Source organism: Serratia sp. MF1(2023) (assembly GCF_030954545.1).
In the GTDB taxonomy this organism is placed as follows: Bacteria; Pseudomonadota; Gammaproteobacteria; order Enterobacterales; family Enterobacteriaceae; genus Serratia; species Serratia sarumanii.
Map to the genome: position 1 here is coordinate 116,214 of NZ_JAVHUX010000050.1, position 13,418 is coordinate 129,631.

A 13,418-nucleotide genomic window follows, 5' to 3' on the forward strand; every position below is an offset into this window, starting at 1 on the left:
TGCTCCTTTACGCTTCTGCGTTGGCCGGCTTCAGCGCCAGATTGGCGCACACCGGGTTGCTCTGAATATGCACGCGCTGCAAATGACGCGCGGAACGGGCGGTAAAACCTTCACGGCCGTGCAGCAGCGAGAAGTTGTCCGCCACCACCACGTCGCCCTGCTGCCACTGATGGGCATAATAGTGACGCGGATCGTACAGGTGCTGCTGCAGAGTGTGGTGGAACTGTTCCTGCTGGTGTTCCGGCACGCCGTGGTATTCCAGCGCATGTTGATTGAGGAATTTTTTTCCTTCCGTCGGCGGTTCATTGTAGCGCATGATTAAGCCCCTGCCGTTCGGGTGCTGCACCACCAGCGGCGAACAGACTTCGCCGCCGTAATGCACCACCTGCTTGATGCGGTAGGTGATCGAGACCGACAGCCACTGATCCAGCAGCGCTTCGTCCGCATTGGCCAACAGCCGCGTGGTGTCGACGAAGGTGGTGCATCCGCCTTCGTCCGGCGACGGCGCCGCCACGCAGTGGAACAGCTGGAACTCGGGGATGGTCGGCTTATACATGCCATCCCAGTGCAGCGGGACGTAACTGCTGTCGAAGATATGATCCTTGGCGTCCGGATGCTCCTTCACGTCCAGCACCGCGCCGAACGGCCACATCATGATCTCGCCCCACTGCTCAGCGTAGCGAGTCAGAACTTCCGCCTCGCTGAAACCCGAGTCGAATCCGCGCAGCACCAGCAAGTGGTGTTCCTGCGCCAGCGCCCGCAGCGCCGCCACCGGCAGCTCGCCGATCTTTTGTCCCGGATGCTGCGGCGTCAGGATCGCGCCAAACGGGGTATTCGGTTGAATATGGCAATTAAGCGGTTGGTTGTTCATCGGTGATTCTCCTTGCATCGAATGTGCTGCTCACACGGCAACGTGCCGTCAAAAACGCGCCCGCCAGGATTTCGGGCGCAAAAGCCCGCCACGGCCTCAGGCCATCTGCGGTTGTTCGATCAGGTAATGGCTCGGCGTGCCGCGGATCTCCACCAGTTCGCCGTCCAGGCTCTGCGCGTCTTTACGCTTCATCAGCACGAACTGGCCGTTCACGTTGGCCGCCACGCCGTGCCACGGCGTCAGCCAGTCGTCTTTGGTCGGCATCATGTGGATGCCCATTTTCAGGCTGTCGGCCGGTTGCGGGTGAATCGACAGGCGGATCGCCGCCGGGAAATGCTGCGCCAGCAGGTTGCCCCAGGCCCAGCTGCGCTGGATCACGCCGCAGGCGCGTTGTTTGGCGTCTTTCTGCAGCGCGGCGTTGGAACCGCTGTAGCCCGGCAGCTGGCTGTCTTCATACAGGAATCGCGTGATGGCGCGGTACAGCAAGAGGCCCTGTTCGTCCTGCATCAGCTGTTGCTTGATCGCCTCTTCCGATTCGGCATAGCCCTCCACCAACAGCCGGCGCAGCAGATCGTAATCATCGGTATGTTCCGCCAGGCCTTTGACGTCGCCGAGGTTGAACACGCTCAGGTGCGTCGCGCCCACTTCATGCAGCAGGCTTTCAATCTCACGCTGATAGTGGTTGATCGCTTCATCGCTGACGCGGATCAGATCGCCGAACACGTGGCCGTCGGAGCAGATAACGATATGCGCCCCCGGCGGGTAATAGAGTTGAATGCGCTGGCACAGCGAGTTGAGGAAGATCAGCGACAGCCGCTCCGCCATGTCCGGCACCGCGCCGATCACCTTGTTGGTGTTGGGCGACTTGGTGGGAAAGGCCGGCAGCACGAATTCGATACGTTGCTCGTTTTCAATGAATGCCCGAATGCGCGGCAATTGCACCTGAGTGACCCGCCGTTCTTCTTCGGCAATCGAGGTATCGTCACCGGGGAAGCGGCGGCGGTATTGCAATAATTCACGTAGAATTTTTAACGATATTTCTTCTTTCTGAGCGCTGTCCACAATGAGCTCCTGTTGCGATGTGGCGCGGGTGAATTATTGATAAGCGCAATAAGATTTATCAAAAAGAGAAAAAACCCTGCGAAATAATAATCAGCCCGGCGTTTATGTGCTTCAGGCAATATAGAAGAGATAGTGCTATATTATTAGCCCGTATAATTCACAATCTTGGTTAAGTTGTGCTTAACAAACTATGAGCAATATTTTAAAACGCATGGCCATTTTCTCAAAAGTGGTCGATTGCGGCGCATTCAGCATGGCGGCAAAAGAATTGGGCATGACGACTTCCGCCGTCAGCCAGCATATTCGCCAGTTGGAGGAACATCTGGGCATTCAATTACTGCTGCGATCGACGCGTTCATTGAGTCTGACCGAAGCCGGATTGTGCTTTTATGAAGATTGCCTGCTGATGATCCACGCCGCCGAACGTGGCCAACAACGGATCGCCGCGCTGCGCGGCGAACTGGTCGGTGAGCTGCGCGTCGCCACCTCCACCGAATTCGCCACTCACTACCTGGTGCCTGCGCTGCAAAGTTTTCTCGACGAACATCCCCGTCTCACGCTGCGGCTGGAAATCCACGATGAGAAGATAGATCTCATCACGCAGCGCATCGATCTGGCGATACGCGGCGGCGTGCTGGCCGACTCCAGCTACGTTTCCACGCGGCTGGCGTGCTGCCGCGAAGTGCTGTGCGCCTCGCCGGCTTACCTGGCGCATCACGGCGTGCCGGATTCGCCACAGGCGCTGACGCACCACCAATGGGTCACCTTTACGCCGCTCGGCAACCCGCAGTTTGTCCGTCTGATCCATCGTAACGGCGGTGAACACCGCATGCGCATGACCGGGCGCTTGTTCACCAACAGCGGTATGGCGATGAAGGAGTTGGCGCTGACCGGCAAGGGTATCATTCGCAATTTCTTCGCCAACGTTGAACGTGAATTGCGCAGCGGCGAGCTGATTGAAATATTGCCCGATTGGCGGTTACCGGAAATTAATTGCTACGCCATTATGCCGCGCAGGGAGAGCCAGCCATTAAAAGTCAGACGATTGCTGGAGCATATGAAACTCTATTTGCAGGAGAAGGGATTAAGCGCCGTAGAACATATCCGTCAGGAATAAAATAAGAAACATCTGCAATATCTATTATTGTAATTATTGTAATCACCTTACCAACACCGGGTCCTATTTAGATTGCAGCCTAATGATATCTTTATTAATAACTTTTCGCCAGCCTATATAATTAATCACACCGACGTTATTTCAAATACTCAGAATAAATTTGGCTTTAGTTAGCAGAAAATTTGAATATGCATGGAATATTATTTTTTACGCGGCGCGCTTTCCAAAAAAAACGGGAAGCCTAAGCTCCCCGTTGTCACCCGCCGGCGCATGTCAATCGATCTGACGAACGTCCACGCGCAGCTCTTTAGGCACTTCAAACACGATGTTCTCTTCACGCCCGCTGATTTCATGCACGTCCAGGCCACCCAGCGCTTTCAGGCGAGAGATCACCTCCTGCACCAGCACGTCCGGTGCCGAGGCGCCGGCGGTAACGCCGATATTGCGCGCTTCGCTCAGCCAGCTTTCCTGAATATCCGCCGCCGAGTCGATCAGATAAGCCGGTTTGCCGACGCGCTGCGCCAGTTCCGCCAGACGGTTGGAGTTGGAGGAGTTCTTCGACCCCACCACCAGCACCACGTCCGCATCGCCGGCCAGGTTGCGCACCGCTTCCTGACGGTTGGTGGTGGCGTAGCAGATATCATCCTTACGTGGCCCGATAATTTTCGGGAAACGCTGACGCAAGGCGTCGATCACGTCCAAGGTATCATCCACCGACAGCGTGGTCTGCGTCATGAAGCACAGATTGTTTTCGTCTTTCACCTGCAGCTTCCACACGTCTTCCGGCGATTCGACCAGGTACATGCCACCCTGCGGGTTGCTGTACTGGCCCATGGTGCCTTCCACCTCCGGGTGCCCGGCGTGGCCGATCAGGATCGCTTCGGTGCCGCGGCGGCTGGCGCGCGCTACTTCCATATGCACCTTGGTCACCAGCGGGCAAGTGGCGTCGAACAGCATGGTCAGATCGCGCGCCTTGGCTTCGGCACGCACCGCCTGAGAAACGCCGTGCGCCGAGAAGATCAGGATAGAGCCGTCCGGCACTTCGGCTATCTCTTCGATAAACACCGCGCCGCGCTCACGCAGGCTGTCGACCACGTAACGGTTGTGCACCACTTCATGCCGCACGTAGATCGGCGCGCCATACAGCTCCAGCGCGCGTTCCACGATGCTGATCGCACGATCAACCCCGGCGCAGAAGCCGCGCGGGTTAGCCAGCAATATTTGCATGCATCTCCTCCTGCTGCGGATCGATCTCCAGCACTTCGATATCGAAGGTCACCGGATGGCCCGCCAGCGGATGGTTGAAATCGACGGTGATCGAATCTTCCGCCACCGCGCGCACCACGCCCGGCATTTCACTGCCGTCGATGGCGGTAAACAGCATGATGGTGCCCACGTCCGGCACGCCGGTTTCCGCGAAGTCGCGGCGCGAGAAGAACTGAACCAGATCCGGGTTCTCCGCGCCGAACGCCGCTTCCGGCTGCAGGGTAAAGGCGCATTTGTCGCCCGCGCGCAGGCCAAGCAGCTGCGCTTCCAGCGGTGCCGACAGGCTGCCGTCCCCGAGGCGGAACAGCGCCGGCTTGCCGCTGCTGCGGGTGGATTCGGCGGTCGAACCGTCTTCCAGTTTCAGCGTAAAGTGAACCAGCACCGCGCTGTCACTGATAACCTGAGCCGTCATATTACTCACCTTTACTCTTTGCGCTTTTGTTCGCCGGCGACAGGAAACCTTCCAGCACGATCATCGCCGCGCCCACGCAGATAAAGCTGTCCGCCAGATTGAAGGTCGGGTAGTGCCAGTCACCGACGTAGAAGTCGATGAAATCGACCACGAAACCGTGCCACAGGCGGTCGAACAGATTGCCCAGCGCCCCGCCGATGATAAAGGCGTAGGCGATGTTGTTCAGCTTCTGCTGCGCCGCACTGCGGTACATCATCACCAGCAGCACCGCAACGATGGCGATGGCGATGCCGGCGAAGAACCAGCGCTGCCAGCCGCCGTGATCGGCGAGGAAGCTGAACGCGGCGCCGTAGTTGCGCGCGTAAAACAGGTTGAACGACGGGATCAACGGCTGGGACTGCCCCAGCGTAAAGTTAGCGAGGATCCACTGCTTGCTGCCGAAATCCAGCGCCAGCACCGCCACCACAACCCACAGCCAACGCAGGCCGGTCGAACAAATTGATTTACTCATCAGGCGCGAGTTCTCAGGCAAAGTTACGCTTCTCGCCGTCACCGGCGACGTTGCTTACACAGCGGCCGCAGATGTCTGCGTGCTCCGCCACCAGGCCGATATCGGTGGTGTAATGCCAGCAGCGCGGGCACTTCTCACCCGGCGCCGTGCTGAAGGCGATCTTCAGCCCTTTCAGCAGCTCGGAAGCCTGCGCGTCGGCCGGCGCCTCCGCCAATGGCGCCACGCTTGCCGCAGAGGTCAGCAGCACGAAGCGCAGCTCATCCTGCAGGCTGTTCAGGCGCGCCGCCAGCTCGCTGTCGGCATACAGCGTCACCGCCGCTTCCAGCGAACCGCCGAGGCGTTTGTCGGCGCGCGCCTGCTCCAGCACCTTGTTCACTTCGCCGCGCACTTTCAGCAGCTCGGCCCAGAAAGCGTCGTTCATCGGCTCGCCTTCCGCCAGCCCGAACAGGCCGTCGTACCACTCTTCGGTGAACACGTACTGCGCGCGTTTGCCCGGCATGAAGCCCCAGATCTCGTCCGCAGTGAACGACATGATCGGCGCCATCCAGCGCACCAGCGCTTCCACGATGTGATACAGCGCGGTCTGGCAGCTGCGGCGGGCGACGCTGTCGCTCTTCGCGGTGTACTGACGATCCTTGATGATATCCAGGTAGAAGGAGCCCATCTCGACCGAGCAGAACTGCATCAGACGCTGCACCACTTCATGGAAATCGTAGTTGGCGTAAGCCTGCTCGATATCCTGCTGCGCCGCCAGCGCACGGCCGACCGCCCAGCGATCCAGCACCACCATGTCTTCCGGCGCCACGCAATCGGTGCTCGGCTCGAACCCGTTCAGGTTGGCCAGCAGGAAGCGCGCGGTGTTGCGGATGCGGCGATAAGAGTCGGCGGAACGCTTGAGGATCTCATCGGACACCGCGATTTCGCCGGTGTAATCGGTCGACGCCACCCACAGGCGCAGAATGTCGCCGCCCAGCTTGTTCATCACGTCCTGCGGGCTGACGGTGTTGCCGATCGACTTGGACATCTTGCGGCCCTGGCCGTCGACGGTGAAGCCGTGGGTCAGCACTTCTTTATAAGGCGCCTTGCCTTTCATCGCGGTGGAGATCATCAGCGATGACATAAACCAGCCGCGGTGTTGGTCGGAGCCTTCCAGATACATGTCGGCGCTGTGGCCGTAGAACTCAGGACGCACGTCGACCACCGAAGCGTGGGTGGAACCGGAGTCGAACCACACGTCCAGCGTATCCGGCACTTTCACGTAGTCGGCGGCGTCCGCGCCGAGGATGTCGGCGGCGTCCAGATCCCACCAGGCCTGAATGCCGTCTTGCTCGACGCGCTTGGCCACTTCTTCCATCAGCTCAACGCTGCGCGGGTGCAGCTGCTCGGTTTCTTTATGCACGAACAGCGACATCGGCACGCCCCAGGTGCGCTGACGCGAGATGCACCAGTCCGGGCGGTTGGCCACCATCATTTCGATGCGCGCCTGGCCCCAATCCGGGATCCACTGCACGCCTTTGATCTCTTCCAGCGACTGCTGACGCAGGCCTTTCTGATCCATGCTGATGAACCATTGCGGCGTGGCGCGGAAGATGATTGGCGTCTTGTGGCGCCAGCAGCACGGATAGCTGTGCAGGAACTTCTCGACGTGCAGCAGCGCGCCTTTCTCGCGCAGCAGATCGACGATCAGATCGTTGGCCTTGAAGACGAACTTGCCGTCCAGCAGCGGATGGGTACCGGTCAGGTAGCAGCCGTTCGGCCCTACCGGGTTGGCGATCTCCAGACCGTATTTTTGGCTGATGACGAAGTCATCCGGACCGTGGCCACCTGCGGTATGCACCGCACCGGTACCGGCGTCCAGCGTCACGTGCTCGCCCATAATGGCCGGCACGTCGAAGCCCATAAACGGGTGTTTGAAGCGCAGCAGCTCCAGATCGGCGCCTTTGCAGCTGCCCAGCACCGCCCATTCGGTGATGCCGGCGCGTTTCATCACGCTTTCCACCAGCTCGGCCGCCAGGATCAGGCACTGGCCGTCAACCTGCACCAGCTGATAGGTGAAGTCCGGGTGCAGCGAGATCGCGCGGTTGGCCGGCAGTGTCCACGGGGTGGTGGTCCAGATAACCAGGGAGATGGCGCCGCTGAAGTTGCTCACGCCGAACTTGGCCGCCACGGCAGCCGCGTCGGCCGCATGGAAAGTCACGTCGATCGACGGCGAAGTCTTGTCGTAATACTCCACTTCCGCTTCCGCCAGCGACGATCCGCAGTCGGTGCACCAGTGAACCGGCTTGGCGCCTTTCAGCAGGTGGCCGTTGCTGATGATCTTGCCCAGCGCGCGGATGATGTTGGCTTCGGTTTTGAAGTCCATGGTCAGGTACGGACGATCCCAGTCGCCCAGCACGCCCAGGCGGATGAAGTCCTTTTTCTGGCCTTCAACCTGCTCGGCCGCGTACTCGCGGCACTTCTGGCGGAACTCGGCCGCCGTCAGCTTCTCGCCCGGTTTGCCGTACAGCTGTTCAACCTTCAGTTCGATCGGCAGGCCGTGGCAGTCCCAACCCGGCACATAAGGCGAGTCGAAGCCGGCCATCCCTTTCGACTTGATGATAATGTCTTTGAGAATCTTGTTAACCGAGTGACCAATGTGAATGCTGCCGTTCGCATACGGAGGGCCGTCATGCAAAATGAAGGTTTTTTTGCCCTTTTTGGCAGTACGAATAATCCCGTACAGATCCTGTTCATACCAACGTTGCAGCATGCCAGGTTCGCGCTTGGCGAGATCGCCGCGCATCGGGAACCCTGTTTCCGGCAAGTTCAGGGTATTCTTGTAGTCACTCATTAGATTCTCGGTTCCGTTTTCGGCTATAGAGATTAAACCGGTGTCTGTAGCCCGAAGAACTTCCGGGCCGTCACCACATCATTGGCGATTTGCTGCTTCAGGGCATCGAGCGAAGCAAACCGCTGTTCATTGCGCAATTTTGCGCGGAGCACCACCTCAATATGGCGCCCGTAAAGATCCATTGTGACATCCAGCAGATGCACTTCCAGCTGCTGGCGCACGCCGGCGACGGTCGGGCGCGTACCGATATTGGCCACGCCCGGCAGCGGCTGCGGCCCCAGGCCGTACACTTCCACCGCATACACCCCTTTCACCGGCGCCACCAGGCGCTTGAGCGGCAGGTTGGCGGTCGGGAAGCCGATGGTGCGGCCCAGCTCGTCGCCATGCACCACGCGCCCGGAGATGCTGTACGGGTGACCCAGCAGGGTCTCCGCCAGCGGCAGATCGTCCTCGCTCAGCGCGGTGCGGATCGCGGTGCTGCTGATGCGCCGATCGCCTTCGCGGAAGGTCGGGGTGCTGACCACCTCGAAGCCGTACTCTTTTCCGGCCTGCTGCAATAGCGGAAAATCGCCCTGGCGCCCGGCGCCAAAGCGAAAATCATCCCCCACCATCAGGAATTTGACGCCCAGCTTTTCCACCAGCAGCTCGGCGACGAACGCCTGCGCGGTGTTGGCGGCAAAACGCGGATCGAACTTGACGCAGAGCAGGTAATCGACGCCCGCCTGCGCCAGGTAGTTGGCCTTGTCGCGCAGGCGCGTCAAGCGGGCCGGCGCCTTGTCTGCGGCGAACATCTCCAGCGGCTGCGGCTCAAAGATCATGACCATCACCGGCAGCCCGAGGCGTTGCCCTTGTTGCTTCAACTGCTCCAGCAACGCCTGATGACCGCGATGCACGCCGTCAAAGTTGCCGATGGTGAGCACGCAACCATGGTGGCGCGCCCGGATATTGTGAATGCCGCGAATTAGCTCCATAGCTGGCTCAAAACAGTGGAAATCGGCGGATTATACCTTGTACAGCCGGTAAGGTTAACCCGCGATTGGTGCCTTTATGTAATAGACACACCATACCGGAGATAATCTGCGCGTGAAACGGCTTCGCCGCAGTTTATCCGGCGCCGCCGGGCCGATTCTCGACCGCAGCCAACGGCTTGCGCCCGCCGCGGCAAAACATTGGCGAATTTTCTCGCGAAACACTGTATTCCCAAGAGCGAAGCTGGTAAAATCCTGCGCCATCACAACGTAGCGAGTGCCGCCTGTACAAACGGCGCTTATTTGCACAAATCCATTGACAAACGAAGGCTAAAAGGGCATATTCCTCGGCCTTTGAATTGTCCTCAATAGAATATATTTGGGAGTTGGACCTTGGCTAATATCAAATCAGCTAAGAAACGCGCCGTACAGTCTGAGAAACGCCGCAAGCATAACGCAAGCCGTCGCTCAATGGTGCGTACCTTCATCAAGAAGGTAGACGCAGCTATCGCAGCTGGCGACAAAGAAGCAGCACAAAATGCATTCCTGGTAATGCAGCCCCTGGTGGACCGTCAGGCAGCTAAAGGCCTGATCCACAAAAACAAAGCAGCGCGTCATAAGTCAAACCTGACTGCACGCATCAACGCAATGCAATAAGCATTTCGTTATCTGCTTGATAAAAAAACCGGCTCAGGCCGGTTTTTTTACGTCCTGCGTTCAGTGAACCGCTAGCAGGAAAACAGCGCAGAAAAATCTTTATTGCACACGCGCTGCACCGCCGGATGCTGGATCATGCGCTCGGCGAAGATGATGTAATACTCCTCCTGCACGCTGTCGATGCGCCCAATCTCCACCACGTTGTCATCGTTGTAGGTATCCTGCGCATACAACGTCGGCGCCACGAAAATCGCATTGTGATACATGCCGAAGGCCTTCATCAGCGCCGCATCGTCGAACTCGCCCAGGATCTCCACCTGAATGCCCTGCGTATTGAACCAGTTGAGCAGCTTGCGCCCCAGCATCGAGCGGCGGCCGGGGATCAGCAGTTTACGCTGCTCCAGACAAGCCGGGAACGGCAGCTCCGGCGCCGGCTGGCGGCAGAAGAAGCTGATGCCGCACTCGCCCAGCTTCAGCGAGAACAGCCCTTCCTGCTGGCTGGAGTCCACCGGACAATCCGACAGGATCATATCCAGCTTGTGCTGGCTGAGCTGCTCCAGCAGCATCTCGTGCGTCGATTCAAAGCAACGCAGGTGGATCTGTTCGTTGTCCACCACCACCGCCGTTTCCAATACCTGGCTGACCAGGCGCTTCGACAGCGCATCGGCCACGCCGACGTCGAACAGCAGATTCGACTCTTTGCGGTAGTTGACGATATCCAGCATTTCCTGGCTGAGCATAAACATCTTGTCGGCATAACGAAACACCAGTTGCCCCAGCTCCGAAGGCACCAACCCGCGCCCTTGACGTTTGAACAGCTTGCCGTCCAACCGCTCTTCCAGCGCTTTGATCTGGCCGGTGATGGTCTGCGGCGTCAGAAACAACGCTTCGGCGGCACCGACCACGGAACCGGCCTTGCAGACCTGCCAGAAATAGTAAAGGTGATTAAAGTTGATATGCGACATCCTCACGAGCGGCTCTCCTTAACAACGTTTCGCAGCGGCAAACGGTGTGCCGTGACGAGCGACAAACTTCCTTTCCCTGCTTCAGACAACGTATAGCCCCATTAGTCCCAACGAACAACGGCCGAAGCTGCACATATTTTATACCGTGCAGCTCCGACCAGCCATTTTATTATGTGCCCTTACCGGGCACATTCAGGATTAACGTACGCGCGGCAACGCCAGACGCAGCAATCCATACCCTACCACCGCCGCAGCGGTGGAGCCCAACAAGATCCCCAGGCGGGAATAGGTGCTGAGCGCCGCATCCGCATCGCCGAACGCCAGCGAGGCGATAAAAATCGACATGGTGAAACCAATGCCGCAGAGCACCGAAACGGCAAACACCTGTTTGAAGCCGATGCCTTCAGGCAAACGGGCGATGCCCATTTTCACCGCCAGCAGGCTGAAGAGGAAAATCCCCAGCGGCTTACCGATAAACAGGCCGGCCGCAATCCCAACCGGCAGCAGCGACGTCAATCCTTCCAGCGATACGCCCTGCAAAGAAACCCCGGCGTTGGCGAAAGCGAACAGCGGCAGGATCATAAACGCAACCCAGGGGTGCAGCTCATGTTCCAGCGTTTCCGACGGCGACGGCCCCTTCTTCACGTTCAGCGGGATCATAAAGCCGACGATCACCCCGGCCAGCGTCGCATGCACCCCGGACTTGAGGATCGCTACCCACAACACCAGGCCGACCATCATATACAGCGAGGTTTTACCCACGCCACGCCAGTTCATTACCGCCAATAGCACCGTCGCCGCCGCCGCCACGCCCAGCGCCACCATCGACACTTCGTGGGTGTAGAACAGCGCGATGATGATAATCACGCCCAGGTCATCGATGATCGCCAACGCCAGCAGGAACACTTTCAGGCTGGTCGGCACCCGGTTGCCCAGCAGCGCCATTACGCCCAGCGCGAAGGCGATATCGGTCGCGGCCGGGATAGCCCAGCCCTGGCGGGTGACTTCATCCGCGCCGTTGAACAGCAGGTAAATCAGCACCGGCGCCAGCATGCCCCCCAGCGCGGCGATCGCCGGAAACACCGCCTTGTCGCGCCCGGACAGCGAGCCTTGCATCAACTCGCGCTTGACCTCCAGCCCCACCACCAGGAAGAAAATGGCCATCAGGCCATCGTTGATCCACAGCAGCAGCGGCTTGGCGATCTCCAGCGAAGCAATCTTCACCATCACCGGCAGGTTAAGGAATGCCTGATAGATCCCCTGCGCCGGGGTGTTGGCCATGATCAGGGCGACGATTGCCGCCGCGATCAGAATGATGCCGCCCGCAGCTTCCTGACGTAAAAATTGACGAATGATATTGGTCACAGTACGTCTCTCCAAATCTGTGCAGGGCGTAGCGCCCTGCAAACCACAGTCATGAAGTGAGTATAGAGGGCGTTTTAGTTCGAAAAAATAAGTTTATAAATGCTAAATAGCTCGATAAAACCGATCAAAAGCACGAATAAGTCACATTATTTATAGGGGATTAGGGGCGTGGCGTGCAAATAAAAACCCCGGGAAAAACGCCCGGGGTTAGAACATAAACCAACAGAAACAGCAGGTTAGCGAGTCAGATCGTCAAAGAACTTTTTCACCCCGTCGAAGAAGCTCTTCGAACGCGGGCTGTTCTTGTCACCGGACGGGCCACCCAGGCTCTCTTCCAGCTCACGCAGCAGCTGCTTCTGCTTGTCGTTCAGATTGACCGGGGTTTCCACCACCACGCGGCACAGCAGGTCGCCCTGGCTGCCGCCACGCACCGATTTCACACCCTTGCCGCGCATGCGGAACAGCTTGCCGGTTTGGGTCTCCGAAGGCACCTTCAGTTTCACCCGGCCGTCCAGCGTCGGCACTTCAATCTCGCCGCCCAGCGCCGCCATGGCGAAGTTGATCGGCACTTCACAGTACAGGTTATTGCCTTCACGCTCGAAGATCGGGTGCGCCTTCACCTGCACCTGAACGTACAGATCGCCCGCCGGTGCGCCGTGCTCGCCGGCTTCGCCTTCACCCGCCAGGCGGATGCGGTCGCCGGTATCGACGCCGGCCGGAATTTTCACCGACAGCGTTTTGGATTTCTCTACCCGGCCGTGGCCGTGGCACTTGTTGCACGGATCTTTGATGATCTGACCGCGGCCATGGCAGTGCGGACACGCCTGCTGCACGGTGAAGAAGCCCTGGCGCATCTGCACCTGGCCCTGGCCGTGACAGGTTGGGCAGGTCACCGGCGAGCTGCCCGGCTTGGCGCCGCTGCCGTGGCAGACGTCGCACTCTTCCAGCGTCGGGATGCGGATCTCTTTGGTGACGCCACGTACCGCTTCCTCGAGGGTCAGCTCCATGTTATAGCGCAGATCGGAACCGCGGCTGGCGCGCTGACGGCGGCCTCCGCCGAAGATGTCGCCAAACACGTCGCCAAAGATATCGCTGAAGTCGGCACCGCCGCCAAAGCCGCCGCCGCCCATGCCGCCCTGTTCAAAGGCCGCGTGCCCATACTGGTCGTAGGCCGCGCGTTTCTGGTCGTCGGTCAGGACTTCATAAGCTTCTTTAACTTCTTTAAACTTGATTTCGGCGTCTTGTTCCTGGTTGCGGTCAGGATGGTATTTCATCGCCAGGCGTTTGTACGCCTTTTTGATCTCACGTTCATCCGCCGTCTTGCTGACGCCGAGAATCTCGTAATAGTCTTTCTTCGCCATTCTTTTGCTTACCCTTAACATGCGTGCACGGGC

12 protein-coding genes are annotated in these 13,418 nt (G+C 59.0%); 2 read left to right on the plus strand and 10 right to left on the minus strand.

Annotation, left to right across the window (positions count from 1 at the left end; translation table 11 throughout):
* Positions 1 to 7 precede the first annotated feature (7 nt).
* Positions 8 to 871, minus strand: coding sequence for a TauD/TfdA family dioxygenase (locus tag REA38_RS24255; RefSeq protein WP_033649154.1), 864 nt, complete (start codon positions 869 to 871; stop codon positions 8 to 10).
* Positions 872 to 967: 96 nt separating this feature from the next.
* Positions 968 to 1,933 (minus strand): L-tyrosine isonitrile synthase, encoded by a 966-nt coding sequence (pvcA, locus tag REA38_RS24260; RefSeq protein ID WP_033637062.1) that lies wholly within the window; start codon positions 1,931 to 1,933, stop codon positions 968 to 970.
* Positions 1,934 to 2,144: 211 nt separating this feature from the next.
* On the opposite strand from pvcA, the gene REA38_RS24265 reads away from it, so the two are divergent.
* Positions 2,145 to 3,050: a LysR family transcriptional regulator gene (locus REA38_RS24265; protein WP_230199958.1), complete on the plus strand. Its 906-nt coding sequence runs from the start codon at positions 2,145 to 2,147 to the stop codon at positions 3,048 to 3,050.
* 273 nt (positions 3,051 to 3,323) lie between these two features.
* Here the strand turns inward: REA38_RS24265 and ispH are convergent, their stop codons facing one another.
* Genes ispH through ribF form a run of 5 tightly spaced genes read right to left on the minus strand, consistent with a single transcriptional unit; the run spans position 3,324 to position 9,040 of the window.
* The gene (gene ispH, locus REA38_RS24270; RefSeq protein ID WP_308886781.1) at positions 3,324 to 4,277 is read right to left on the minus strand and encodes a 4-hydroxy-3-methylbut-2-enyl diphosphate reductase; all 954 of its coding nucleotides are present in this window, start codon (positions 4,275 to 4,277) and stop codon (positions 3,324 to 3,326) included.
* Complete coding sequence (gene fkpB / locus REA38_RS24275) at positions 4,258 to 4,728, minus strand: FKBP-type peptidyl-prolyl cis-trans isomerase (RefSeq protein WP_033637057.1); 471 nt, start codon at positions 4,726 to 4,728, stop codon at positions 4,258 to 4,260. The genes ispH and fkpB overlap by 20 nt, the downstream gene beginning before the upstream one ends.
* A 1-nt stretch (position 4,729) precedes the next feature.
* Entirely contained in the window at positions 4,730 to 5,239 is a 510-nt protein-coding gene (gene lspA / locus REA38_RS24280) for a signal peptidase II (protein ID WP_041033196.1), read from the minus strand.
* A gap of 13 nt (positions 5,240 to 5,252) precedes the next feature.
* Positions 5,253 to 8,069, minus strand: a complete 2,817-nt coding sequence (gene ileS, locus REA38_RS24285) for an isoleucine--tRNA ligase (protein ID WP_308886782.1) — start codon at positions 8,067 to 8,069, stop codon at positions 5,253 to 5,255.
* A 32-nt stretch (positions 8,070 to 8,101) separates the two neighbouring features.
* Complete coding sequence (gene ribF / locus REA38_RS24290) at positions 8,102 to 9,040, minus strand: bifunctional riboflavin kinase/FAD synthetase (protein ID WP_033649147.1); 939 nt, start codon at positions 9,038 to 9,040, stop codon at positions 8,102 to 8,104.
* 390 nt (positions 9,041 to 9,430) lie between these two features.
* Here ribF and rpsT point away from each other — a divergent pair, with 390 nt between their 5' ends.
* On the plus strand, positions 9,431 to 9,694 hold the full coding sequence (gene rpsT, locus REA38_RS24295) for a 30S ribosomal protein S20 (protein WP_004932960.1): 264 nt from the start codon (positions 9,431 to 9,433) through the stop codon (positions 9,692 to 9,694).
* Between the two features lie 71 nt (positions 9,695 to 9,765).
* On the opposite strand, the gene nhaR is transcribed toward rpsT, so the two are convergent.
* From nhaR to dnaJ, 3 genes are all read right to left on the minus strand, one after another.
* Positions 9,766 to 10,665, minus strand: coding sequence for a transcriptional activator NhaR (gene nhaR / locus REA38_RS24300; protein WP_004932962.1), 900 nt, complete (start codon positions 10,663 to 10,665; stop codon positions 9,766 to 9,768).
* Between the two features lie 192 nt (positions 10,666 to 10,857).
* On the minus strand, positions 10,858 to 12,024 hold the full coding sequence (gene nhaA, locus REA38_RS24305) for a Na+/H+ antiporter NhaA (RefSeq protein WP_308886783.1): 1,167 nt from the start codon (positions 12,022 to 12,024) through the stop codon (positions 10,858 to 10,860).
* A 236-nt stretch (positions 12,025 to 12,260) separates the two neighbouring features.
* Positions 12,261 to 13,385 carry a molecular chaperone DnaJ gene (dnaJ, locus tag REA38_RS24310; protein ID WP_033637051.1) on the minus strand — a complete coding sequence of 375 codons (1,125 nt, stop codon included), beginning with the start codon at positions 13,383 to 13,385 and terminating at the stop codon, positions 12,261 to 12,263.
* Between the last annotated feature and the right edge of the window lie 33 nt (positions 13,386 to 13,418).